The organism is Pseudomonas spartinae (assembly GCF_965197125.1).
Classification (GTDB): Bacteria; Pseudomonadota; Gammaproteobacteria; order Pseudomonadales; family Pseudomonadaceae; genus Aquipseudomonas; species Aquipseudomonas composti_A.
The window spans coordinates 1-22,021 of the sequence record NZ_CBDAMB010000011.1; the positions used below are offsets into that span (position 1 = coordinate 1).

The 22,021-nt window shown below is 55.8% G+C and carries 28 protein-coding genes and 1 tRNA gene; 22 read left to right on the forward strand and 7 right to left on the reverse strand.

Translation table 11 applies throughout. The features are described 5' to 3' along the window. The 3 genes from ACN8M7_RS20730 to ACN8M7_RS20740 all read left to right on the forward strand — a co-directional run. A partial coding sequence (locus ACN8M7_RS20730; protein ID WP_490260286.1) for an integrase core domain-containing protein occupies positions 1 to 167 on the forward strand: 167 nt, incomplete at its 5' end. Positions 168 to 611: 444 nt separating this feature from the next. Then, positions 612 to 1,892 (forward strand): AAA family ATPase, encoded by a 1,281-nt coding sequence (locus tag ACN8M7_RS20735; RefSeq protein ID WP_490262023.1) that lies wholly within the window; start codon positions 612 to 614, stop codon positions 1,890 to 1,892. Continuing rightward, the gene (locus tag ACN8M7_RS20740) at positions 1,879 to 2,550 is read left to right on the forward strand and encodes an RloB family protein (protein WP_490262024.1); all 672 of its coding nucleotides are present in this window, start codon (positions 1,879 to 1,881) and stop codon (positions 2,548 to 2,550) included. Before ACN8M7_RS20735 ends, ACN8M7_RS20740 begins: the two co-directional genes overlap by 14 nt. Positions 2,551 to 2,595: 45 nt before the next feature. Here the strand turns inward: ACN8M7_RS20740 and ACN8M7_RS20745 are convergent, their stop codons facing one another. The 3 genes from ACN8M7_RS20745 to ACN8M7_RS20755 all read right to left on the reverse strand — a co-directional run bounded on the left by ACN8M7_RS20745 (position 2,596) and on the right by ACN8M7_RS20755 (position 5,418). Next, the gene (locus ACN8M7_RS20745) at positions 2,596 to 3,363 is read right to left on the reverse strand and encodes a hypothetical protein (RefSeq protein ID WP_490262025.1); all 768 of its coding nucleotides are present in this window, start codon (positions 3,361 to 3,363) and stop codon (positions 2,596 to 2,598) included. Between the two features lie 30 nt (positions 3,364 to 3,393). Then, the gene (locus ACN8M7_RS20750) at positions 3,394 to 4,518 is read right to left on the reverse strand and encodes a hypothetical protein (RefSeq protein ID WP_490262026.1); all 1,125 of its coding nucleotides are present in this window, start codon (positions 4,516 to 4,518) and stop codon (positions 3,394 to 3,396) included. A gap of 201 nt (positions 4,519 to 4,719) precedes the next feature. Continuing rightward, entirely contained in the window at positions 4,720 to 5,418 is a 699-nt protein-coding gene (locus ACN8M7_RS20755) for a phospholipase D family protein (protein ID WP_490262027.1), read from the reverse strand. Positions 5,419 to 5,871: 453 nt separating this feature from the next. Between ACN8M7_RS20755 and ACN8M7_RS20760 the strand changes: the two genes are divergently transcribed. The 13 genes from ACN8M7_RS20760 to ACN8M7_RS20820 all read left to right on the forward strand — a co-directional run bounded on the left by ACN8M7_RS20760 (position 5,872) and on the right by ACN8M7_RS20820 (position 14,007). Beyond that, a complete protein-coding gene (locus ACN8M7_RS20760; protein ID WP_013715705.1) occupies positions 5,872 to 6,087 on the forward strand; it encodes a hypothetical protein in 216 nt (71 codons plus the stop codon). After that, positions 6,084 to 6,233, forward strand: a complete 150-nt coding sequence (locus ACN8M7_RS20765) for a hypothetical protein (RefSeq protein WP_490262028.1) — start codon at positions 6,084 to 6,086, stop codon at positions 6,231 to 6,233. The genes ACN8M7_RS20760 and ACN8M7_RS20765 overlap by 4 nt, the downstream gene beginning before the upstream one ends. Before the next feature lie 183 nt (positions 6,234 to 6,416). Then, positions 6,417 to 6,698, forward strand: coding sequence for a lysogeny maintenance protein PflM (gene pflM / locus ACN8M7_RS20770; protein WP_490262029.1), 282 nt, complete (start codon positions 6,417 to 6,419; stop codon positions 6,696 to 6,698). A 10-nt stretch (positions 6,699 to 6,708) separates the two neighbouring features. Next, positions 6,709 to 6,996 carry a hypothetical protein gene (locus ACN8M7_RS20775; protein ID WP_490262030.1) on the forward strand — a complete coding sequence of 96 codons (288 nt, stop codon included), beginning with the start codon at positions 6,709 to 6,711 and terminating at the stop codon, positions 6,994 to 6,996. A 252-nt stretch (positions 6,997 to 7,248) separates the two neighbouring features. Beyond that, positions 7,249 to 7,617 (forward strand): hypothetical protein, encoded by a 369-nt coding sequence (locus ACN8M7_RS20780; RefSeq protein ID WP_490262031.1) that lies wholly within the window; start codon positions 7,249 to 7,251, stop codon positions 7,615 to 7,617. Between the two features lie 15 nt (positions 7,618 to 7,632). Then, on the forward strand, positions 7,633 to 7,812 hold the full coding sequence (locus tag ACN8M7_RS20785) for a hypothetical protein (protein WP_074678296.1): 180 nt from the start codon (positions 7,633 to 7,635) through the stop codon (positions 7,810 to 7,812). Positions 7,813 to 7,972: 160 nt separating this feature from the next. After that, positions 7,973 to 8,107: a membrane protein gene (locus ACN8M7_RS20790; protein WP_017361248.1), complete on the forward strand. Its 135-nt coding sequence runs from the start codon at positions 7,973 to 7,975 to the stop codon at positions 8,105 to 8,107. Positions 8,108 to 8,226: 119 nt separating this feature from the next. Beyond that, on the forward strand, positions 8,227 to 9,720 hold the full coding sequence (locus ACN8M7_RS20795; RefSeq protein ID WP_490262032.1) for a hypothetical protein: 1,494 nt from the start codon (positions 8,227 to 8,229) through the stop codon (positions 9,718 to 9,720). A gap of 1 nt (position 9,721) precedes the next feature. Continuing rightward, complete coding sequence (locus ACN8M7_RS20800; protein WP_490262033.1) at positions 9,722 to 10,060, forward strand: DUF2523 family protein; 339 nt, start codon at positions 9,722 to 9,724, stop codon at positions 10,058 to 10,060. Position 10,061: 1 nt separating this feature from the next. Next, positions 10,062 to 11,153, forward strand: coding sequence for a zonular occludens toxin domain-containing protein (locus tag ACN8M7_RS20805; RefSeq protein ID WP_490262034.1), 1,092 nt, complete (start codon positions 10,062 to 10,064; stop codon positions 11,151 to 11,153). 9 nt (positions 11,154 to 11,162) lie between these two features. Beyond that, a complete protein-coding gene (locus ACN8M7_RS20810) occupies positions 11,163 to 11,447 on the forward strand; it encodes a hypothetical protein (protein WP_490262035.1) in 285 nt (94 codons plus the stop codon). Between the two features lie 217 nt (positions 11,448 to 11,664). Beyond that, complete coding sequence (locus tag ACN8M7_RS20815) at positions 11,665 to 12,942, forward strand: hypothetical protein (RefSeq protein WP_490262036.1); 1,278 nt, start codon at positions 11,665 to 11,667, stop codon at positions 12,940 to 12,942. Between the two features lie 69 nt (positions 12,943 to 13,011). Then, positions 13,012 to 14,007, forward strand: a complete 996-nt coding sequence (locus tag ACN8M7_RS20820) for a phage integrase (RefSeq protein WP_490262105.1) — start codon at positions 13,012 to 13,014, stop codon at positions 14,005 to 14,007. Here ACN8M7_RS20820 and ACN8M7_RS20825 read toward each other — a convergent pair. The 3 genes from ACN8M7_RS20825 to ACN8M7_RS20835 form a co-directional block, all read right to left on the reverse strand. Beyond that, a complete protein-coding gene (locus tag ACN8M7_RS20825) occupies positions 13,976 to 15,292 on the reverse strand; it encodes an HNH endonuclease (protein WP_490262037.1) in 1,317 nt (438 codons plus the stop codon). The two genes, ACN8M7_RS20820 and ACN8M7_RS20825, sit on opposite strands and share 32 nt — an antisense overlap. 155 nt (positions 15,293 to 15,447) lie before the next feature. Beyond that, a tRNA-Ser gene (locus tag ACN8M7_RS20830) sits at positions 15,448 to 15,537 on the reverse strand. Positions 15,538 to 15,627: 90 nt separating this feature from the next. Beyond that, the gene (locus ACN8M7_RS20835) at positions 15,628 to 15,846 is read right to left on the reverse strand and encodes a hypothetical protein (protein ID WP_490262038.1); all 219 of its coding nucleotides are present in this window, start codon (positions 15,844 to 15,846) and stop codon (positions 15,628 to 15,630) included. Between the two features lie 185 nt (positions 15,847 to 16,031). On the opposite strand from ACN8M7_RS20835, the gene ACN8M7_RS20840 reads away from it, so the two are divergent. Continuing rightward, positions 16,032 to 16,721 (forward strand): crotonase/enoyl-CoA hydratase family protein, encoded by a 690-nt coding sequence (locus ACN8M7_RS20840; protein ID WP_061237623.1) that lies wholly within the window; start codon positions 16,032 to 16,034, stop codon positions 16,719 to 16,721. A 112-nt stretch (positions 16,722 to 16,833) separates the two neighbouring features. Here ACN8M7_RS20840 and ACN8M7_RS20845 read toward each other — a convergent pair whose 3' ends face one another. Next, positions 16,834 to 17,226: a hypothetical protein gene (locus ACN8M7_RS20845; protein WP_490262039.1), complete on the reverse strand. Its 393-nt coding sequence runs from the start codon at positions 17,224 to 17,226 to the stop codon at positions 16,834 to 16,836. 154 nt (positions 17,227 to 17,380) lie between these two features. On the opposite strand from ACN8M7_RS20845, the gene ACN8M7_RS20850 reads away from it, so the two are divergent. The 5 genes from ACN8M7_RS20850 to ACN8M7_RS20870 all read left to right on the forward strand — a co-directional run bounded on the left by ACN8M7_RS20850 (position 17,381) and on the right by ACN8M7_RS20870 (position 22,017). Further along, complete coding sequence (locus tag ACN8M7_RS20850; RefSeq protein ID WP_061237621.1) at positions 17,381 to 17,695, forward strand: hypothetical protein; 315 nt, start codon at positions 17,381 to 17,383, stop codon at positions 17,693 to 17,695. A 314-nt stretch (positions 17,696 to 18,009) separates the two neighbouring features. Then, positions 18,010 to 19,374, forward strand: a complete 1,365-nt coding sequence (locus ACN8M7_RS20855) for a CmpA/NrtA family ABC transporter substrate-binding protein (RefSeq protein ID WP_490262040.1) — start codon at positions 18,010 to 18,012, stop codon at positions 19,372 to 19,374. A gap of 53 nt (positions 19,375 to 19,427) precedes the next feature. Continuing rightward, positions 19,428 to 20,420 carry an ABC transporter permease gene (locus ACN8M7_RS20860; protein WP_490262041.1) on the forward strand — a complete coding sequence of 331 codons (993 nt, stop codon included), beginning with the start codon at positions 19,428 to 19,430 and terminating at the stop codon, positions 20,418 to 20,420. Positions 20,421 to 20,435: 15 nt separating this feature from the next. Then, positions 20,436 to 21,230, forward strand: a complete 795-nt coding sequence (locus ACN8M7_RS20865; RefSeq protein WP_490262042.1) for an ABC transporter ATP-binding protein — start codon at positions 20,436 to 20,438, stop codon at positions 21,228 to 21,230. Positions 21,231 to 21,327: 97 nt separating this feature from the next. Beyond that, the gene (locus tag ACN8M7_RS20870) at positions 21,328 to 22,017 is read left to right on the forward strand and encodes a polysaccharide lyase family 7 protein (RefSeq protein WP_490262043.1); all 690 of its coding nucleotides are present in this window, start codon (positions 21,328 to 21,330) and stop codon (positions 22,015 to 22,017) included. Positions 22,018 to 22,021 lie beyond the last annotated feature (4 nt).

Here is a 22,021-nt window from a genome sequence, read left to right on the forward strand (position 1 = left end):
AATGGGCCTATGCCCGCAGCTACGACACTTCACAGCAGCGAGCAGCGCACCTGCTGCCCTGGCTGCATCACTACAACTGGCACCGACTGCACGCCAGCCTCGGATACCTGCCCCCGATCAGCAGAGCACCGCTTCCACTGAACAACGTACTGGGTTTACACAGCTAGTCGGCATAGTAAATCCGGCTTTGCCACTACAGGTGCTGCAGGATGAACAGACCGTCAAAGTGCTTCGTCTCTGGTCGCACTACGAGTAAACCGGGCTTTCGACACCTGCCGATAGCTGAAAAGCAAAAAGCCCCGAAAGCTTTTCAGCTATCGGGGCTTTAGGTATTGCGAAAGTGGCGGTGAAGAAGAGATTCGAACCCGTTTAGGTAGCGTTTCAGTCCGTGCCAAACCCGCTCAATACGGGCTTTGTGCTCCCCTCGCCTGTTCGATTCGTCGCTATTCGTCACTATGATTTCGACACATTTTCGACACTGCACCTCCTCAAAGCCTTGCGTCACTGCAAAAACAGTGCTAGACGAGATTGCGCGCTAACTAAAAATGCTGTCTAATCTCTTTTCGCCGTGTTTTTTGCAGAAAAATCGCAAAAAACCATCAGGAGATGAAATGTTAGTAAATTTTAGAGTCGAAAATTACAAATCCATTAAAGAGCCCTGCGAACTAAGCATGGTTGCTTCTAGGTATTTTAAAGACAAGGAAGAAACAAATACTTTTGACACTGGAATCCATGACTTTCCTCGACTCCTGAAATCGATTGTAATTTACGGGCCAAATGCATCTGGCAAAAGCACCGTAATTGACGCAATTAAATTTCTATCTTATTTCGTATCCGAATCCGCACAAAAATCAAATAGTAATGAGAAAATCAAAGTAACCCCATTCAAGCTTTGCGCGGACTCCAGAAATAAAGATACCTCCTTTGAGATTTCTTTTATCGAGAACGAAATCAGGTACGAATATGGGCTTTGTGTAAACCCTGAAATGGTCACTGAAGAGTGGTTATTTGCATATCCTTCTGGGAAAGCTCAGAAGTGGTTTCATCGCGTTTGGGACTCTCAATCTGAGGAATATTTCTATAAGTTCTCTAACAAATTTGAAGGCGGCAGACTACGATCCGACTGGCAAAAGCAAACCAGAAAGAATGCCTCATATCTTTCCGTTGCTGTTCAGTACAACAGCGAGCAACTTCAACCCGTCTTTGATTGGTTTCAGCAGCGACTATTTTCGTTAAAGCCCGACACCCTTTCTCATCAATACACTGCAAGCGAATGCAAAAGACCTGAAGTCAAGAAACAGGTAATCGATTTCATCAGAAGCTCCGACATTCACTTAACTGAAATCAACGTCATCACCAAGAAACTGTCTGACATTCCTTTCCCTGACGATATGCCTGATGCCTTCAAGGAAGAATTTTCAAAGAGTTTTAAAGATAAAGAGTTTCACGACATCCAGTTTATTAGGAAGGATGACAAAGGCCAGCCGGTTCACTTTGACTTTCATGAGGAATCTCAAGGGACTCAAGGCCTATTCTCTTTTGCCGGCCCTTGGCTTGATGTAATTAGTAATGATCTAGTTCTTTTTGTTGACGAATTAGATAGCAGCTTGCACCCACTCATCGTGCACCACTTAGTTGATATTCTTCATAAATCAGGCTCAAAGGCTCAAATCATCTTTACAACTCACGATACAACTATACTCAGCCAGCGTTCACTACTGCGTAGAGACCAAGTATGGTTCATCAGCAAGGATAAGAGCCAGGCATCATCTCTTTATCCGCTATCAGATTATAGCGTAAGAGATGGCGAGGCTATCGAAAAGGGCTATCTTTCCGGCAGATTTGGCGCAATCCCATTTATTCAGGACATTCACTTCGATGGGATCAGATAATCTTTTCCATAAGCGCAGGGGAACTAACAAAGAAAGCCTGCACAGGAAGGCCGCCACAAGGAAGCCCGCACCACTTTATCTGATTGTTTGTGAAGGCGAAAAAACCGAGCCTTATTATTTTAATGAACTGCGCAATGTAGAGCGTATCTCCAGCATAACCATTAGGGTATGCGGGGAATGTCATTCTGCCCCAATATCCGTCGTAGATCACGCAGTTAGCTTATTTAATAAGTTAAAATCTGAAGGCACGGAAATAGAGAAAGTTTTTTGTGTTTTTGATAGAGACAACCATGAAAGCTATCATCGCGCCTGCGCTGAAATACTGAAGCATTCAAAAAATGGAGTCCCCATAGCACAGATTAGGTCCATACCATGCTTTGAATATTGGCTGGTGTTACACTTTAAATACCACAGAGCCTCTTACACACAGCAAGGCAGAAGCTCTGTAGCCAACATGGTAGCAAAAGACCTTAAGATACATATAAGAGATTACCAAAAAGGAATTACCGGCCTTTACTCAGCTCTAAAGGAAAGGCAGCCTTATGCAATTGAAAATGCAAAGCGTGCCCTTGATGACGCATCTCAAACTGGTGAGGACAACCCTACAACTGAAGTACATATTCTAATTGAAGAGCTTCTGGAGCACTGCCCTAGATAGCAACCCTGATCAAATCCAGATGCGACCTCGTAAAGCAGGGGCATTTCAGCCCATCGGATTAAAGTTGCTAGCCGCTGAGCAATAGCGCTGCTTCATGCGGTCGTTCCAGTCTTTACGGTCGCGCCTGTAGCGGTCGCTCCAGCCTTTGCATTCATCTTTGAAGAACTGTTTAGCACCCTTACGGCATTCGCGGTAGTCGATTGATCCGCGACGGTGATTTGCGCATACGCTAGCGCCATCAATGTAGTTATTCACAATCACCCACTCCGCGTAATACCGAGCACCACCGCTCCACTTATCGATCCAGTGGCCGTCTCGCTCTCGTTGTACGCGATTGGTCTGTCGCTGCTGCGTCTGCTGGGGTGCTTGGGCTATGCGATGGGTTGCGGGCGGTGTGTAGGTGCTGGCCGGCTGCTTGGGTGTGTAGTTACTGTCATTGAAGACATTCTGCGCACTGGCAACCGCCCTCGCCTTTTCTTCCTCTGTCCACTCCATAGAGGCATAAGGCTGAGGCTGTGCCAATGCTTGGTAATTCTGCTGCACAGTACCTGGCTCAAAAGCCTCTGAAAGACTTGGCAGTGGTTCCGGCTCGCTGTAGGGCTGTGGCGCCGGTTGCTGGCTAAACAAGGGTTTGCCGTCTACGTGGATCGCCTGCTTGAGCTGATCCACATTGATTACGATTGGCTTGGCAAACAGCGCGATCACGCCCCAGGTAATCGCGGAACCCACGCCCAGGATGGCCACCATTCGCCAAAGACCGGGCTTTTTCTTGCTGCGTAGGTAGTCTGGTGCGTCGTCCCAGTCGGTTTTCATATTGCTTCCTTGCCCTTTATAAATCACTTGCTACTTGGCTGCCTTTGCGCTCGTCAACTCAATTTTCTTTAGCAGCTCAAGAATTAGCTCCTGCGTATTAATTGGAAAGGTTTCCAGCGGACTTGCAGTTATTTCAGTAGAAACAAAAAGCTTACCTGCTATTTGCGCCTTAATTCGATGCTGTTCTTCTTCAGGAAGAGAAGCAAGGAATGGCGTTATAGTTTTCAAATCAAGCGATTTCTGGAGATAATTATAGTGCTGCCTACGGTGTCTTTCTGACTCTCGAGCAAGATAAGCAGCAGGAACGGTAATTAAGAGCATTAACAGAAACCTACTAATTTGACTTCCCCAATCGAAGCCTTCTTTAGTACTTTCAAAAAAAGAATATCCCGCAATCGAAACAACTAAAAACATGCAAAAAACAGATGCATAACGAAGATTGTTCGCCATGCCCTTTTCATCTGCTGCATTATTTTCAAAGTCGCCTGATATCGCACGCCCCGACAGATGCCCAAGCATCTGATTAACCTGCTCTTCCTTATCAATAACGTTTCGCAGCGAGTCCTCATAGAGACTATCAATATTCAATAACTTTTCATCTGCCAGCGACTCAATTCCGTCAACCCTACTGATTAGGCTCTTAACATCCGCATCTGTCCTGCTTATAACCTCCGCAGTAGTATTCTTAATTCTTTCAACCTCTAGAACCTGACTCGCCATTTGCCGAATAAGCTCACGAGCTCTTATTGTCAAAAGCTCGATTTCTCTCTTTTCCCTGGCTCGTTCCGCTTCAGCTAAAGGAATATCACCTACTCTTCTTTTTATTAGAGGGCGCAAGGAATACTGTATCGTCTTAACCAAAACCTCTCTTAATTCAATCGTATCCCCCCTAAGCTTCGAGTCTTTTAGTGCATTCAAATCTTTCAACAGCATAGATGCACTAACATCTAGAACCTGCAGAGCATTTGGAGAGTCTATCAGTTCGTGCGGAGGGTAATCCGACGCAAAGCTATGAATTTCCTGCAGACAATCTGCGACACTAGCTCCCAACAAGCTTTGCTGCGTCTTAAAAATAGCCGTTAACATTTTCCCGACATTTTCATAGAAGCTTGCAATAACCTCATAATCCTTAAGATTCTCTTCAGCATCCGCCATCTAATTACTTCCCTCCGAAACCCTAACTCACAAAGCTTGCAACTAAGGGCAGCACAACTTTAAATCAAGCCTTTCGAGCGAACCAACTTCTAGCAACTCGTGCCGTAATCGCTATCCCGCGCTTTGATTGAGCAAATTTGAATTAGCCTGATCGCATTCAGTGCTATCTGCCCTGCTTCCGGCAAAGCAGAACACATACATTCACAGCGTAATATCCTCAGGCCATAGGAAATAAGCCCCGAATTTTGGACTCACCTTTAGCTCCCCGCCCACATCCACGCCTTTCTTTGTCAGCTGGTGCTTACCACTATTGAGCTCTAGATAGCCCAACTCAACCATTTTATCTAAAAACTCTGCGGCCTTTAGTTTGTATCGCTGACCTAGCTTCGAGGAGGTTAGCTTGGTTGTCTTTTCTTCGTCTGAGCCATCCTCATCCTTCTCAGTGTCATTGCTGACTCGCTCAAGGCTGATCCGCACCTCTTCGCTGATTCGGATTATCCTCTGCGCTTCCTCGTAAGCGTCCTTATATAACTCAGCATCTGAGCCGCGCTCTATTAGCACACCCATTTCATTATTATTAACCTGACTAAATTCATACAAATTCAGACTACTAATAATGCACAGTTCTTCATTCATATAGCACTTTGCATGCAGGTTTTTGCAGAAGCTAGTTCGAACATAAGCCAACTCATTCAGCCATCGTATTTCTTCCGGCTGAAGCTCACTCTTGCCGTAGACAATGCGCACATCGATCTTTAATCGATCTTTATCTATGAGAAGTTCTTTTATTCGATCATTTAACTTGAGGAAGGGACTTATGAGAACCAGCCTTTCCTTAGCATTCTTGATCAGTTCTTCGAGAAAATAGTTTGTTGCGCTTGTGTTAAGAAATCTTGCCATTGCTTATATCCCTATCTACTTACCACGCCTAAACCAGCGCTTGGCCACTTTTTCTGTAATCGCTATCCCGCGCTTTGATCGGGCAAGTTTGAATTTGCTTTGTCGTACTCAGGGCTCGTTTGACCTACTTCCGGAGCTATATTCCCACTGGCCAGCCACAAGGCGTACTGCGGGTACATCTTCACCAGCACAGCAATCTCGTCGGTACCCATCCTGATGGCGCCCTTGCTTATGTTTTTCCAGCGCTCGTGATTCGTTTCCCCTAGCAGGCTCAGTGCTTTGGGCCCAGCCATACGAATCAATAGAACAGCCCTATCTTTTATATCTTCCATATAAATAATTTAAATCGAGGCACTATTTACTCCCTCGCCATCAGGGAGTAACCTTTGCCTCGGAGTAAATATTGCCTCGACACAATAGCCACTTAATGACACGAATAGTGACGGAACGAGCATGGAACTGGAAGAGCTGGAACCTTCGAAGCTGATAGGCCCGCAACAGGACGTGGAAACCGTCGAGTCCTGGGCCGACCGTAACGGCCTGACCTACGGCACCGCGCGTGCCTGGGCAATGAAAGGCGTTCTCCCCACCGTAAAGCTAGGCAAACGCCGCATGGTCAATAGCGCCCTGCTCCGCACTTGGCTGCTGGAACAGGAGTGGACGGCATGAATCCTCCCTTCTATACGCAAGCCGCCTTCGCCGCCCTGGCCGGTGTTCCCGTCGAACAGGTCGCGTATTGGATCAGAACCGGCGCAGTCGAGAGCGTGAAGCTCGGCAAAACCCGCGTGGTGCTGTTTACGGGGGTAAGCCAATGAGCAAGCCAGACAACCTCATGCTCTGCCAGGACTGCCTGCAGGTTCGCCCGTACTGCGAATCCGGCCACTTCGGTGACTACCGCTGCGACTGCGGTGGCGACTTCTGCGGCTGCACCAGCTGCAACGACTTCGCCCTCGGGCAAGGCGCCGACTTCGAAAAGCGCCAAGCGCTGGAGGCGATCAGTGAAAGGCCTGAGCCAGTACGTTCGCCAACCGCACGCCGACAACTGCGACTGCTCTGTGTGCTGGTCCCGACGCGCGATGGCTCGACCCGCGCCCTACCCGTCCACACCATGCAGCCATTGCCGCCCCGTGCACGTCTCCAGGGACTTATTGACCGGACGTTGGCAAGTGAAGCCGGCTTCCATCTGCGCGAAACACAAGCCACCGCGCCGACCGCCAGCGTTCTGGAGCGTTGCCTTTCAAAGCTCCACCTCCGTGCTAACGGACGAGTTTCCGTTCTAGGGGTGACTGCATGATCGTTCTCGATACTCCATCCATCGTCATGCTCGGCCTGCTGCTCATTAACTGCATCGGCATCGCCTACTGGTTTGGCCGCATGGACGGTGCCCGCACCGCCCGCCCAGCAGACCCGCGCCTAGCCAACACCCAGGCGGAAACACGCGGCTTCTTAAAAGGCCTGACCGCCGCGCTCGTTGCTATGTCGGTCAAGGGCCGCGCCCCCGGCTTGTCCGAACACGCTCCACCGTTCGGCCAAACGGAGGCACGGGCGGAGCGCACCCTTGAACACCCACCACCCTGAATAGCCTCCGCTCGTGAGTGTGGGGCAGCTCCACCGCCCCGCGCTCCCGAGCCCTCGGCGGCAAGAGTGGGATGACAAGGGCAAAGCCCTTGGTGTTGAACCAAACCCGCTGCACCAGCGGCGCTAACTGAAAACCTCGGCAAGTCGAGAAAACCACCCGGGCAAAAACGAGAAGTTTGCCCGCGTGGACCCGCTCGGCCTGCTGAAAGGCAAACCCGCGCAATACCGCGCAACCAAGCGAGGAAACACAACATGGCACGCACCACTATGGAACTGGCATTCATCAGCGCTGAGCGCGTTCAATTCGACAACGTAAAACTGGTCAAACTGTTCTTCGGTGACGAGCCCGATGGTGAAAAAGACCTCGGCGTTTCGCTCATGTCCATGAATGTTGCCGAAGACGTTTTGGACGAAGTGTGGGAGGCCTGCAAGGGCTTCGACGTACTCGAAAACGTCCGCGTAACCGCCGAAATCGAACGCGGCTCCAAGAACGCGGGCAAGTTCATCCTGCTGCACGTCGAGTCCGCCAAGCCCGCTCAGGCCAGCAAGCCTGCTGCCCCGCAAGGCACCCAACAACAGCCCAAGCCGACCGGCACCCAGCCGGACGCGGCCAAGGCCTAACGGGAGGGCGCCGCCGTGCTGATCGTTGATCGCGTGCTGTGCGACTGCTGTGGGCAGCCCATGGGCCAGCTCTACAACCAGTCCGCCCCCCAGCCCGACCTGCTGCCCGATCTGAACAAGGCGCCCGACCTCGTGATCTGCCCCGACTGCATCGCCATGGCTGAGGTCATTCGTGACCCCAGCTTGGCGGAGTAGTTGGGCCGTTCTTTGGAGGTGATCAGCAATGGTTACAGCCGAAGCAGTCGCCGCCGTGTACGGCTCCGGGTTCGCCTTGACCCTGGGGTTCTACATGGTGGGGCTGAAAGTCGGTGCGGTGCTCTCCGCACTCCGAAAACTCTGAAAGAGGAAACACGAGATGGAAGCCATCTTCGCTGCTGTTGATTTTTCCACCGTCGCCACCTGGGTCGGCACTGCTGGCGTTGCCATCATCGGCATCGCCATGGCCTTCAAAGGCATCGACCTCGGCAAACGTGGTGTGAAAAAGGCCTAAGGGCCGGAGGGAGGGGGCCGCAAGGCTCCCTTCGACTTTATGGAACCGCTCGTATTCACCTCCGAAGACCTGGCCACAGTCGTTTACGCCCTGGTCTTCCATGCCGGAGTGCTAGGCGCATGGGCCGCAATCGCTGGATTCAAATCACGCTTCTGATCGCTGGCCTGATCCTCGTCAGCACCGAGGCCTATTCCGCTACGCGCAAGACGGTCAAACACGGCCAGTCCGCTCGCGACATCATCAACGGCCAGACCGCCACCACCGGAGCCATCAGCACACCTGCAGGCTCTGCCGCTTTCTACGGCGCCGAATATGCCGATTCACACTCAGCGGGCAACCGCTTTACCTCCGGGCCACCCCGCACAGGTGTAGCCATCCTGCCGGGCCAGACCGCGCAAACTGGCGCGATCAGTACGCCCTATGGCCCCGGCGCTTACTACGGTGCGGAAAAGATGGGCGTGAAAGTCACACCTGCAGTGGTCGTGGGTAAGGACAAAATCGCGTCTAAAGCTATAGGCGCCCTTCGTGGCGGGGTAGCTACTGCGGCAACCGTTGCGGCTACGGCTGCGGTTGTTTGGGCAATCGAACAGATACCAGGGGCGTCGTTTGATCCGTTGACAGGTGAGCCCGTCCGTACTCAAGAGCCAGTGATCACCACAACCGGTTACTTTTGGCCAGGTAAAGACAATCAGCTTTTTACTACTCCACAGCTTTCATGCAAAAGCTTTGCGTCTAACTGGAATGCCTATGACGTAACTACGTCATCAGCTACTTGTGCCTTACAGCCAAATTTCGTCGGCGGTTTTCAGGCTATTCGGCGTATCTATATGAACTGCCCACATGGGATCAATCCAGTTGCAGGCACTTGCTACGCCGATCCTCAAGCCTCGACCACTTCCCCCTTTACCACCGCTGATGATCAGTTGTTAAAGGACGCTCTGACCTCTGTCCAGAACACCGAATGGCTCCGCGATCTGATCAAAGCCTCCTGTAACGGCGCCAACAATCCCGATGGTTGCTATGACAGTCTAGTAGAGCGTCGCCAGCTCATGGGGCCCGCACTGCAGCTCGGCCCCAAGATCAGCAGCACCACGACTACCACCAAGCCGGACGGCACCACGTCTACCTACACGACCACCGTGCAAAACAGCTACAGCTACACCTACGGCGACAACTACTATGACTACAGCACCACCACGCGAACCGAGGTCACAACGGACGGTGAAACCACCGTTACCGAAACGGCCGATAACCAGCCTGAAGGCGAAGAACCCACCGAAGAGCCCAGCGAAGAAGAGTTCCAAGGTGACTTCCAGGACGCCGACTTTCCCGAAGTCGAACCCTTCTACGAACAAAAATACCCAGATGGTCTAGAGGGAGTTTGGCAGAGCCGCAAGGCCGAAATAGACGCCAGCGCCTTCATCAGCTTTCTCCAGTCATTCGTGCCCAACTTCTCCGGCAGTTGCCCGGCCTATGGCCTCGGTTTCGACCTTGGCTACATCAACTTCGGCCAGCACGGCTTCGACGTGGCCTGCTACGTCTTCGAGTTCATCGGGATCATATTCATGGTCACCGCCTTGTTCACTTCGCGCGCACTGATCTTCGGGGGCTGACATGGCCGGTATCTTTCGCTTCTTCTCCGCCATCCTGGAAAAGGTCGCCAATTTCGCCAAGTGGCTGCTGGCTGTGTTCAAGCAGGTCTTTGCTGATCTGTGGAACATCATCACCGACCTCGGCTGCTGGGGCTTCGATGCGTTGTTGGGCATCGCTATCGGCGCTCTGAACGCCATCGCCATACCCTTCGACCCCGGCACCTACTACGCCATGATCCCGGCTGAGGCGGCCAACATGCTCGGCCTGGTCAAAATCCCCCAGGCCATCGCCATCATCGTCGCAGCGCTGGTAATCCGCTTCGCCCTGCAGACCATTCCATTCGTGCGCTGGGGGTCCTGATATGCAGAACCTCCTGATGGGTCCCTCTGGCGGCGGCAAGTCCTATGAAGCATGCGTCTTCCACGTCCTGCCCGCGCTCAACAAAGGCCGCAAGGTCATCACCAACCTGCCGCTGAACGTCGATTACTTCGAAGCGATCTGCCCGGGCTCCATCGACCTCCTGGAGCTACGCCACGATCAGGGCAACGTCCGCGCCTTCTCCCGCGTCGACCATTTTGGTGACGACTGGCGACATCCTGAAACAGGCACCGGACCGCTGTACGTCATCGATGAATGCCACAAGGTCTTTCCGCGCGGCAAGACCAGCCAGCAGGTCGAAGAGTGGTTCGCCGAGCACCGCCATGAATCGGCTGACGTGCTCCTGATCACGCAGAGCTACGGCAAGATTTCCAAAGCCATCGTCGACAACATGCAACTGATCTACCGGGTGCGCAAAGCCACGGCTTTCGGTAGCAACAGTGCCTACATCCGCAAGGTACAGGACGGCATTCGCGGCGAAGTCGTCAACGAAACCGTCCGGCGCTACGACCCCAAGTACTTCAAGTTGTATCGCTCGCACACCAAAGGTGGCGGCGAAGAGCTGGCCGCTTCCGACGTGACACCTCTCTGGAAGCACTGGACGTTCAAAGGTGCCGCTCTCTGCCTGCTGATCCTGGTGTTCATGGTGCCCAACCTCCAGCACCCATTTCGCCCCAAAGCAAAAGAGCCGGCCCCGGAACAGCACCACGAAGCCCCCGATGAACAGCCGGTGCCTGATGAAAGGCCTGCACCTGAGCAGACCGCCCAGGCCTCGCGGGAAGATCACGCCAAGGGCAAGCGCTCCCACCCCTGGCAAGGCTATGGCCTGCACATCGCGGCCATCATGCACGGCAACCGGGACGGGCACGAAGTGATCAAGGGCCTGATGCGTGTCAGCCAGAACGGGCAGCCCATCACCACCGTCAGCTTCGCGGACCTTACCCAGGCGGGCTACCAGCTCTACTACCATTCAGATTGCGTCATATCGCTGCGCTTCGAAGGCGTCGACGTTGGGTATTCCGTCTGCGATGCACCCAAGGTAGGCTTAGCTGGCAAGGTGCCAGGTAATGGATAGGAGGTCCCCATGGGTCTGGAAGACCGCGAGTGGTATCGCGAAGAGTTGCGCCGTAGAGGTCAAAAGGCCTCGTGGGACAATTTCAGCGCTCGGGACAAGGTCCGGCCACGACAACCTGAACAGCCGAAGCCCTCACCGGCCAAGCCCCGAACACCCCCTTCATACGTCCACCTGCAAGCTCAGGAAATCCTCGACTCACGTCGAGAGAACTCCGGGCCACCTTTCAGGCTGGCCATCTACTTCTTCGTCGCAGCAGCACTGCTGGTCATCGGCATCTTCCAACTGCTGCCGTAACGCCTTCAATCGCATGTCCCTACCTTGGCCAAGGCCAGAGTGGGGAGCTTGCTTGCGCTTGCGTGAAATTCATGACGTCACCCGGCTAGGCGCCCGCGCGGGAGGGCACCCGCTTGCGGGCGGGACCCGCGCGGGCGCGCGCCGGTGACGTCCCTGTAGCACGTCAGATAAACCAAGGTTAAACGTGTCGATTCGGCACTATTTGGAGCATTAGAAAATGGCAGTTAAAGACCAACTCCGGGTAGATCGTGAGTTCAAGAAGACCCCGACCGGTAGGCTGTTTTTCGACAGCATGACTGCTCGGATAACTGACCTTTCCAACGTCCGAATCCTTGCCTGTAGCGTCGATACCGTCCGCCAGCTGTACCGTGGCCTGATCCGCCCGGAAATCATGAGCCTCTTCGACAAGCCAGGGACCATCGTCGATTTCGCTGGCCAGCGCTGGCACTCGGGTCGCGTCAGCAAGGATTCCGGTTACCAGTACAAGCTACAGAACGCTGACCTGGGCATCATCCTGCTGGTGAAGAACTTCAACGCCAAAATCGAGAACATTGGCCCACACCTGAAAATCGAAGTGTCACCCCATGCCATCGACCAGTTTTGCCCCGAGCGCCTGCAGGAACGTCTCGACTACTACGCCAGCCACGTCCTGACCAACATTGAACGCAACCAATGCGCCGTCCACCTCGCGCTAGACCTGCAGGGATGGCAACCGCCCGCCGATCTGGTCGCCCGTATGCACTGCCGCGCACGCGCTGCCCGTGATATTTCCGGCATCAAGGAAATCCAGTGGACGTTGGAGTCTGCCACCTATGGCAAAGGCCAGTCCTACCTGTTCGGCTCGGCTGGTGGGGTCCAGCTGGGTATCTACAACAAGACCGAACAGGCCCGCTCCATCGACAAGCTCGATTATTGGGAAAACGTCTGGAAGCGTCGCGACAGCTTCGACGAAGCCGACCCGGACAACTACAACCCCGAGCAAGACGTGTGGCGCGTCGAGCTGCGTTATCACCACTCAGTGATCCAGCAATTCGCCTCTGGCTCGTTCGACCTGCAGAGCGGCCAGACCATCGAAACCAACAGCTACGCAGCATTCGCACCGCACCTAGACGGCCTGTGGCGCTATGGACTACGCCAGTTCAAGTTGCTGGCTCGCCCTGGCTACTTCGAACCGATTTGGACGCTGATCCGTGACGACGTGCGCGTAGATCTGCCCGTTGATTCCCTGGTGGACGAAACCGAGTACAAGCGCCAATACAAGACCTCGCGGGGCTTCTCGGGAAAGAACGTCGAGCTATTCCTGGGAAACTTCGTCAGCCTGCTGGCACGGGAGCGAGTGGGCGCTAGAAAGGCTTTCTATCGGCTCAAGGATTGGGAGTGCTGGCCGGTGATCCGCGACCACTATGCCGCGAAAGGCATGGATGAAGACGGGTTGTACAAGCACATCAAGGGCATCCTTGAAGAACGGCATGTGCGTTGGGGGCGTGCTGTCTGATGTTTGTTTGCCAAATACACAAACAAGACAAACACGCTGACGTTCACGCTCTTGGCCAGGGCCGACATCATGGCAATTGAGCAACTGAGCGATGGTCGTTGGAAAGTCGACGTTGAACCCATCAAGGGCCGTCGCTTCCGCAAGACGTTCAAGACCAAGGGTGAAGCCCAGCGCTTTGAAGCGACCTGCAGGGCCAATTGCATCGACTCGCCAGCCTGGACGCCCAAGCCGAAAGATCGTCGCCGCCTCTCCGAGCTGTGCACCCGGTATCACGAACTGCATGGCCATGCCCTGGCTGATGGCGCCGCCATCCTCCGCACCCTGCAGAACCTGGCGAAAGACTTGGGCGACCCCATCGCGGTCAAGCTCACCGGCAACGCCTTCTGCGAAACACGCAGCGAGCTGCTCAAGGCTGGCATTCAAGGCAAGACGCTCAACAACCGGCTCGGCTACCTGAAAGCCCTGTTCAACGAGCTGCACCGCCTGGGCGATATCGACTATCCGAACCCGTTGGCCAAGGTCCGCCCGCTACGCCTGCAGGAGCGCCCTATTTCGTTTCTCTCGACTTGCCAGATAGCCGAACTGCTCGAGGCCCTGGATAACCGCACCACCAGCCCAGGTATTGGCCTGATCGCTCGCGTCTGTCTGAGTACCGGTGCCCGATGGGGAGAAGCCCAGGCGCTGACACCTGAACGAGTGCGAAACGGCATGGTGACCTTTGCCAACACCAAGTCGAAGCGAACCCGGTCGATTCCGATTGATAAGGCCCTGGCAAAGTCCCTGCAGATCTACTTCAAGCGGCACGGTCTGTTCACCAACTGCATGCTGACCTTCAGCCGAGTGCTGGAGAAGACCTCGATCAAGCTCCCTGCCGGCCAGGCCACGCACGTACTGCGGCACACGTTCGCCAGTCACTTCGTCATGCGGGGCGGGAACATCCTGACGCTGCAGAAGATCCTGGGGCATACGTCGCTGGCAATGACCATGCGTTATGCGCACCTGTCGCCGGACCACCTGCAGGATGCTTTGACGCTCAATCCCCTATGCGGCTCCGCTTCAGAATGAAGTTCCTATGGTGTTCTAGATACACGCTTTGCTCCCGGGAGAACGCCCCTACGTTTAACGCAGGATCAATCTTCCAGGCTTCCAGAATCGAGCTCGCACCTTCCGTAACGATCAGTTCGCCGTTGTTCTCAAATGAGATCCAGCCTCGGTCGAACAATTTGTCTACGTGGGGCGCAAGCATTAGTCCATTACGACCATCTAACCGCTCTACGTTATCGCTCTCGCGCCAAGGTTTAATATGGCTTGCAATTAGAAAAGCTGGATCTTGGACGCCAGTGATGCGGCACCGTGGCTCTACCTGCAATACACGCCACCGGAAAAGCCCCTGCCCTATACGAGCCTTACCAAGCTGTTCCTTTTCGGTTTCAGTTAGCTCCGCCTCTTGAATAGCGCGTACCTGCTCTGCCTCCTTCCGCTCCGCCTCCGTGACACTGACGAGAGAAAGCTGAAGCGTTGCACTGTCTTCTACAAGACTCAGAATCAACGCTCCAAGCTCTTTTGATACTGAGGCTAGGTAACAGCTCTGGTTCCCATTCCCGTTAGGCTGTAACGGTGAATGCTTAGCTGGAAGGTGTGGCGCGATATCTGCGATGTAAGACTTGGGGCGGATCGGAGATGGCAGTCTCACCCATGCGATGGGAACCATCCAGCCGTCAGCATCCCAGCCCTCGGCTTCCCAGTGATTTTTGGGGATTTTCTCTTCACGGTAGGCTTCGGTTGCCCTTCCAATGGCTCGGATGAGGCCATCTGCATAAGAAATGACGTAGTCGCCCGGCTGGACCCGAGTCAAATTGATATAGGTCTGGTTCTTCGCCCCGTTTCTGTTGGCTGTTGGGGACCAGATGTAGCCTTCCCGAACTTCGTCTTCGTGTGTTTGCTTGTGGTTAACCCACCAAAAATTCGGCATCCCCTGAATACTTGCGTTCAGCTCCCGCAGACGCCGGAATGACTGCATAACCGCGGCTTCTGTAAACACCTCTCGGTGCCTCACGACCACTGACTCAAAGGCAAAATCTCCCAGCCCCATCCCTTTTAGCGCCTGATATCCCAAGGTTTCAGCGTCACGTTGCACTACCCGCTCGACAGCATTTATCAGGCCATGCTTGTGCATCATCTTCCAGGTGTACGATGCCTTTTGGCGGTGACCATGCTTCGCATAAAGGGTTTCTTCGTATGCCAGAACGGCAAGAACCGCTTCCGTCGCCGCCGAGCTGCTCTCGTTGAACTCTTGCTGGGCGATGCTGGCGGCTTGTGTTTTCAGTTCGCTGAGTCGGACTGCGTCCATGCTTCGGTTGATCCTATGCTAATGATCTCGCGAGCATTTCACCCCTTTGAGGATGACTCAAGATGGCTTCGACACTTTTTCGACACCTGCCGAAAGCCAGAAAGCAAAAAGCCCCGAAAACTTGTTAGCTTTCAGGGCTTTAGGTATTGCGAAAGTGGCGGTGAAGAAGAGATTCGAACTCTTGATACGGTTTCCCGTATACACACTTTCCAGGCGTGCTCCTTCAACCGCTCGGACACTTCACCGGATCTCGATTGGCTGTGCAGCCCGTCGAGGTGCGCTAATGTAGTCGAATGTTTTCCTGAAGGCAAATTTTTTTTAAAGGATTCATGCGCTTAAGTGCGTAGTGGATTTTCGTCGTCCTTGTCGGCGGGCTGCTCATCGAAGCGAATGTGGCCAAATAGCAGGAAACCCAGGGACATGAACAGGCCTACACCGAATATCAGCAGCACCCCGGACGGGCTGCGCAGGTAGAGGCTTTCGCTGAGCACCACCGATGCCAGCAGCAGGCCGATCACGGCCAGCATGTAAAGAATGGAGTTGAAGGTATTCATAGGCTGCTCCTTTGGTGCGCGCCCACCTTAAAGGCCAGGCTTCGCGCTCGGCCAATTGCCATCCGACATCGCCACGATAGGCAAAAACACTGACCCACCAGTCAGCCGCGGCGCTTTACCAGAGCAGTTCGGCTGAGTACCTTCTGCCCACATTCGGCCCCGCGGCTCTAACAAGGAAAACTGCCATGAGCGACCTGATCAGCTATCAACTCGAAGACGGCATCGCCACACTCACCCTGAGCAATGGCAAGGTAAACGCCATCTCGCCCGATGTGATCGCTGCATTCAATGCCGCGCTCGATCGCGCTGAGCAGGATCGAGCCATCGTCATCGTGACTGGGCAACCGGGCATCCTCTCTGGCGGCTACGATCTGAAGGTGATGACCTCAGGCCCGCAGAACGCGATCAACCTGGTCGCTGCCGGCTCCACCCTGGCGCGCCGTATGCTCGCTCACCCCTACCCGATCATCGTTGCCTGCCCCGGCCATGCGGTGGCCAAGGGTGCGTTCATTCTGCTGTCGTCCGATTACCGCATCGGCGTCGAAGGTCCCTTCAATATCGGGCTGAATGAAGTGCAGATCGGCATGACCATGCATCACGTGGGCATCGAGCTGGCACGTGATCGCTTGCGCAAGTCGGCATTCCACCGCTCGGTGATCAATGGCGAGATGTTCGACCCGGCAGGCGCTGTGGAGGCCGGCTTCCTAGACAAGGTGGTGCCGGCCGAACAATTGCTGAGCACCGCACAAGCCGTGGCGCAGCAGATGAAGAAGATCAATATGACTGCGCACAAGAACACCAAGCTGAAGGTGCGCAAGGCGCTGCTGGAAACCCTCGATGCCGCCATCGAGCTAGACAAGCAGCACCTGATGTAAGCACGCAACACCGCGCAAACGAAAAGCGCCGCTTCCGTTGAGGTCGCGGCGCTTTTTTGTTTAAGACATTTGATTGCTGTCGAGTATCGCTGCGCACAGCGCGCGCTGTGAGTCAGCCGGAATAGTCGAGGGCCGTCCAGGCGCGGCTCAGACCTTGAGCCAGCACACAGCCAGGTCTGCTCAGCTGCTCGTTGAAGGACGCCGGCAGCAGAGTAGTCTCTCCCTCAGCGGCGCCGTGTCGCTCGGTCAGCCACTGCAGCTTGCCGCAGTTGGGCGTCTCGATCACGTAACTGGCTGCGATGTTCGAGTGGTGGCTGGGCAGACGAATCACGTCCAGTACGACACCCGCCTCCTCGACTCGATGACCATCTGAAACCAGCACGGCCCAGGCCTGCTCGCCCTCGATGACCAGATAGGCGCCGTTGGCCTGTGGTCGCTCGACCTGTGGTTGCGCGCAGCCACTGAGCAGGGCCAATAGCACAATCGTCATCAGCATCTGTTGCATTGCCAATACCCCCTTGCAAGGCGCCCACATCGGTGCGGTGGACGGGTTGTTGTCGCCTGAGTGAGGTCACTATCACCCAATACTGTTTATTTGTACAGTATTTTTCGATTACCCTGTTCCGCAGGTAAAACACCGATCAAACAGGAGCACCATCATGCTGGACGTACTGCAGCTGAAACACCGAGTGAACCGCATGCCGCTGGAGCGCGTGCGCGACATGGTCGATGAGCTGTTGCTCGAGGGAATCGTCATGGAGAACCGCACGCCCTTTAATCGCCAGCACTTCAATACCTGCTTCGCCGAAATCGAGGCACTGCTGCAACGCGCTGGCTACCATCGCCAGCTAGACGTGGTTGGCTATCAAGGGCTCGCCTATGCCCTGTTTGACCCAACCCGTTGGGAAGCCGTCGAGGTACTGCACTGGTTACGTGACTTCGTCGAACTCAAGCAGCAGCACTCCTGCAGCTGAGCAGCACTGCACGCTCCGAAATTGGCCAGCCGCATGGCTGCTGCACAGTATTTGGGCAGTTCATACAGGCACGCGGCTCTTCTCAAGAGCCATCTGGCTTTCTGTATCTCATTGAAAAATATGGTGATGCCGACGCATTAGCTCTGCGGTCCAGCGATCTGGCAAAAGCCTTGCTAAGGGAAACCCAACAACGCTCCTGATCGCCAACGGCGGTGATTCGGACACACAGACAAAGACGTCAAAGACACCTTGTTGCCATCGGCTTCAGGTTGTCTGCGACGTCTTTTTTCGTTTCTGCAAGTCGAGGAATTGCCATGCGCCATCGCCTATCCCCCAATCGCCGCCTTTCTGTGCTGGGTTTGACCCTCAGTTTGCTGACTGCACCTCTGCTACACGCTGCCGAGCCGGAAAAGGCCGAACTGAAACTGGGCTTCATCAAGCTCACCGACATGGCGCCGCTGGCCATCGCCTATGAGAAGGGTTTCTTCGAGGATGAAGGGTTGTACGTGACCCTCGAGGCACAGGCCAACTGGAAAGTGCTGCTAGACCGCGTGATCGACGGTGAGCTGGATGGCGCACACATGCTCTCCGGCCAGCCGCTGGGCGCCACCATTGGCTTCGGCACCAAGGCCGATGTGGTCACTGCCTTCACCATGGATCTCAACGGCAACGCCATCACCGTTTCCAACGACGTCTGGAAGGCGATGAAGCCACACGTACCCATGGCAGACGGCAAGCCCCTGCACCCAATCAAGGCCGACGCGCTCAAGCCGGTGATCGAGCAATACGCCGCCGCCGGCAAGCCGTTCAACCTGGGCATGGTGTTCCCGGTGTCGACGCACAACTACGAGCTGCGCTACTGGCTCGCCGCCGGCGGCATCAACCCCGGCTACTATGCTCCCGAGAAAGGTGACATCAGCGGCCAGATCGACGCCCAGGCGCTGCTCTCGGTGACCCCACCGCCACAAATGCCGGCCACTCTGGAGGCCGGCACCATCAGTGGCTACAGCGTCGGCGAGCCGTGGAACCAGGCGGCCGTGTTCAAGGGGATCGGCGTGCCCGTCGTGGCTGACTACGAGATACGCAAGAATATGTCGGAGAAGGTTTTCGGCGTCTCGCGTAGCTGGGCCGAGGCCAACCCGGAAACCCATAAGCGGCTGGTCAAGGCTCTGATCCGCGCCGGCAAATGGCTTGACGAGAACGACAACGCCAACCGCGCCGAAGCCGTGGAAATTCTCTCGCGCCCTGAATACGTCGGCGCCGACGCCAAGGTGATCGCCAATTCCATGACCGGCACCTTCGAGTTCGAGAAAGGCGACAAGCGCGAGGTGCCGGATTTCAACGTGTTCTTCCGCTACCACGCCACCTACCCCTACTACTCCGATGCCATCTGGTACCTGACCCAGATGCGCCGCTGGGGGCAGATTAGCGAAGCCAAGCCGGACAGCTGGTATCTGCAAACCGCCAAGCGCGTTTTCCTGCCGGATATCTACCGCGAGGCGGCCGCCGAGCTGATCAGCGAAGGCCTGGCCTCGCCGGACGACTTCCCTGCGGCCGATGAGGACGGCTTCCGCGAGCCGCTCGCCGACACCATCGACGGCGTCGTCTACGACGGCCACCAGCCCAACGCCTATCTGCAGCAGTTCAGCATTGGTCTGAAGGGCGACAGCGCGCTCTAAGCCAGCTTGGCAGCGCCGCTCTGCGGCGCCACAACCGACCAGAGGACAGGACGATGAGCAATCCCAACGTCGCCACCCCGATCCAGCAGACTCTCAAGACGGCGCGTCACAGCGCCCTGATCAAACGCCTGGCCAGCAGCCTGATTCTGCCGGCGCTCGGCATAGCCGTATTCCTGCTGTGCTGGCAGGGCCTGGCCAATCATATCCAGACCAGTCTCGGCCAATTCCCCGGGCCGCTGCAGGTCAGTGAGCAGTTCGCCGGACTGATGGCAGCCCACCAGCGCGAGCAGGACAAGGCCGCCGCCTTTTATGAGCGCCAGGAGACGCGTAACGCCGCCCTGCTGGCCAAGAACCCGGCCGCCGAGGTGAAGATCCGCCCTTATACCGGCAAGCCGACCTTCATCCAGCAGATATTCACCAGCCTCTATACCGTGGCGGCCGGCTTCGTGATCGCGTCATTGCTGGCCATTCCGCTGGGTATCGTCTGCGGCCTGAGCAAGTCGCTGTACAGCGCGCTCAACCCACTGATACAGGTGTTCAAGCCCGTCTCACCGCTGGCCTGGCTACCGCTGGTGACCATGCTGGTCAGTGCTCTGTACGTCAGTGACGACCCGCTGTTCGCCAAGTCCTTCCTCACCTCGGCCTTCACCGTGGCGCTGTGCTGCCTGTGGCCCACGGTGATCAACACCACGGTGGGCGTGGCCGGCATCGACAAGGACCTCAATAACGTCAGCAAGGTACTGCGCCTTTCACCACTGAGCCACGTACGGCGCATCGTGCTGCCAGCCGCACTGCCGATGATCTTCACCGGTCTGCGCCTGTCCCTGGCCACCGGCTGGATGGTGCTGATCGCCGCGGAGATGCTGGCGCAGAACCCGGGTCTGGGCAAATTCATCTGGGACGAGTTCCAGAACGGCAGCTCCAACTCCCTTGGCCGGATCATGGTGGCGGTGATCGTCATCGGCCTGATCGGCTTCGCCCTCGACCGTCTAATGCTTGTCCTGCAGCGGCTGTTCAGCTGGGACAAGAACGCTGTATTGCGCTGATCCAGGAGCCCCGTCATGAGCCATCCGCATCTCGAACTGACCAATGTCGGCATCGACTTTCCCACCGAAAAGGGCCTGTTCTGCGCGCTGCAGAACGTCAATCTGAAAATCGACAAGGGCGAATTCGTCTCACTGATCGGCCATTCCGGCTGCGGCAAGTCGACAGTGCTGAATATCGTCGCGGGGCTTCATCAGGCCACCGCCGGCGGTGTGATCCTCGATGGCCGTGAGGTCACCGAGCCCGGTCCGGAGCGCGCCGTGGTGTTTCAGAACCACAGCCTGCTGCCCTGGCTGAGCTGCTATGAGAATGTCGAGCTGGCCGTGCGCCAGGTATTCAAGGGCAGCAAGTCACGTCAGGAGATGCGCGACTGGATCGACCACAACCTGGCTCTGGTGCAGATGACGCATGCCCGCGACAAGCGCCCCGGCGAGATTTCCGGCGGCATGAAGCAGCGCATCGGCATCGCCCGCGCGCTGGCCATGCAACCCAAGGTACTGCTGATGGACGAGCCGTTCGGCGCCCTTGATGCCCTGACCCGCGCCCACCTTCAGGACTCACTGATGGAGATCCACGCGGAGCTGGGCAACACGGTGATCATGATCACCCACGATGTCGACGAAGCGGTGCTGCTCTCCGACCGCATCGTGATGATGAGCAACGGTCCGGCAGCTACCATCGGCGATATTCTCAAAGTCGAGCTGGAGCGCCCGCGTGAGCGTATGGCGCTGGCACACGAAAGCCAGTACCACGCCTACCGAGCCGCCGTGCTGGAGTTTCTCTACCAACGTCAGCAGCGTCCTGCTGCCTGATCTAAAGCAACCGCTCTGGCTCGATGGCTGGGGCGGTTGAACCTCTGGCCTCGGACACGGACGAACTAGAGCATTCAACCGACAAGCAGAGAAGCCCGTGCTCGACCTCACCACCTGGAATCTGTCGATTCCCACTGAACCGACGCCCACTACCATCACCACTCAGCGCCTGAACAACGGCTATCAGAGCCGTTACTTTCGCCGCAATGCCGACGGCAGTGTGACCTTCTGGGTGCCGGTCACCGGCTCGACCACAGCCGATGCCCGCTACCCACGCAGCGAGCTGCGCGAAACCCAGCGCGACGGTAACCTGGACAACTGGCTGCATCCGAGTGCGGACAGCTACCTCAGTGCAGTGTTGCAGGTCGACCAGGTGCCCAGTCGTAACAAGGTGGTGATCGGCCAGATCCACAGCACCGATGTGCCGGGCAGCCAGAATGACCCGTTGATCAAGCTGCAATACCACTACCGCCGCGGCGTTGGTCGCGTAGAGCTGCTGCTGCGCGCACACCCAGGCGACAGCGAGGTGCAGAACATCCTGCTGGCGGAAAACGTTCAGCTTGGCGAGCGTTTCGGTTACGACCTGCGGGTGACGCCCAGTGGACGTATCGGCATCAGTGTGGCCAGCGCGGATGGCGACGACGGCAGCTATTACCGTCAGTTGAGCAGCGCCTGGAGCACTCAGCACCTGTACTTCAAGGCAGGCGCCTACATTCAGGACAATTACGGGCCGGACAATGAAGGCGGCCGAGTCACCTTCTATCACCTCAACAGCTTGCACCGCTGAGGCA

Coding starts and splice junctions, on each gene's coding strand:
- ACN8M7_RS20775 (WP_490262030.1), top strand. CDS start 6,709: ATGATCGTTCTCGATACTCCATCCATCGTCATGCTCGGCCTGCTGCTC.
- ACN8M7_RS20735 (WP_490262023.1), top strand. CDS start 612: ATGTTAGTAAATTTTAGAGTCGAAAATTACAAATCCATTAAAGAGCCC.
- ACN8M7_RS20820 (WP_490262105.1), top strand. CDS start 13,012: ATGGCAATTGAGCAACTGAGCGATGGTCGTTGGAAAGTCGACGTTGAA.
- ACN8M7_RS20850 (WP_061237621.1), top strand. CDS start 17,381: ATGCTGGACGTACTGCAGCTGAAACACCGAGTGAACCGCATGCCGCTG.
- ACN8M7_RS20745 (WP_490262025.1), bottom strand. CDS start 3,363: ATGAAAACCGACTGGGACGACGCACCAGACTACCTACGCAGCAAGAAA.
- ACN8M7_RS20855 (WP_490262040.1), top strand. CDS start 18,010: ATGCGCCATCGCCTATCCCCCAATCGCCGCCTTTCTGTGCTGGGTTTG.
- ACN8M7_RS20765 (WP_490262028.1), top strand. CDS start 6,084: ATGAATCCTCCCTTCTATACGCAAGCCGCCTTCGCCGCCCTGGCCGGT.
- ACN8M7_RS20760 (WP_013715705.1), top strand. CDS start 5,872: ATGGAACTGGAAGAGCTGGAACCTTCGAAGCTGATAGGCCCGCAACAG.
- ACN8M7_RS20840 (WP_061237623.1), top strand. CDS start 16,032: ATGAGCGACCTGATCAGCTATCAACTCGAAGACGGCATCGCCACACTC.
- ACN8M7_RS20815 (WP_490262036.1), top strand. CDS start 11,665: ATGGCAGTTAAAGACCAACTCCGGGTAGATCGTGAGTTCAAGAAGACC.
- ACN8M7_RS20865 (WP_490262042.1), top strand. CDS start 20,436: ATGAGCCATCCGCATCTCGAACTGACCAATGTCGGCATCGACTTTCCC.
- ACN8M7_RS20750 (WP_490262026.1), bottom strand. CDS start 4,518: ATGGCGGATGCTGAAGAGAATCTTAAGGATTATGAGGTTATTGCAAGC.
- ACN8M7_RS20845 (WP_490262039.1), bottom strand. CDS start 17,226: ATGCAACAGATGCTGATGACGATTGTGCTATTGGCCCTGCTCAGTGGC.
- ACN8M7_RS20795 (WP_490262032.1), top strand. CDS start 8,227: ATGGGCCGCAATCGCTGGATTCAAATCACGCTTCTGATCGCTGGCCTG.
- ACN8M7_RS20835 (WP_490262038.1), bottom strand. CDS start 15,846: ATGAATACCTTCAACTCCATTCTTTACATGCTGGCCGTGATCGGCCTG.
- ACN8M7_RS20800 (WP_490262033.1), top strand. CDS start 9,722: ATGGCCGGTATCTTTCGCTTCTTCTCCGCCATCCTGGAAAAGGTCGCC.
- ACN8M7_RS20860 (WP_490262041.1), top strand. CDS start 19,428: ATGAGCAATCCCAACGTCGCCACCCCGATCCAGCAGACTCTCAAGACG.
- ACN8M7_RS20780 (WP_490262031.1), top strand. CDS start 7,249: ATGGCACGCACCACTATGGAACTGGCATTCATCAGCGCTGAGCGCGTT.
- ACN8M7_RS20825 (WP_490262037.1), bottom strand. CDS start 15,292: ATGGACGCAGTCCGACTCAGCGAACTGAAAACACAAGCCGCCAGCATC.
- ACN8M7_RS20755 (WP_490262027.1), bottom strand. CDS start 5,418: ATGGCAAGATTTCTTAACACAAGCGCAACAAACTATTTTCTCGAAGAA.
- ACN8M7_RS20805 (WP_490262034.1), top strand. CDS start 10,062: ATGCAGAACCTCCTGATGGGTCCCTCTGGCGGCGGCAAGTCCTATGAA.
- ACN8M7_RS20790 (WP_017361248.1), top strand. CDS start 7,973: ATGGAAGCCATCTTCGCTGCTGTTGATTTTTCCACCGTCGCCACCTGG.
- ACN8M7_RS20740 (WP_490262024.1), top strand. CDS start 1,879: ATGGGATCAGATAATCTTTTCCATAAGCGCAGGGGAACTAACAAAGAA.
- ACN8M7_RS20810 (WP_490262035.1), top strand. CDS start 11,163: ATGGGTCTGGAAGACCGCGAGTGGTATCGCGAAGAGTTGCGCCGTAGA.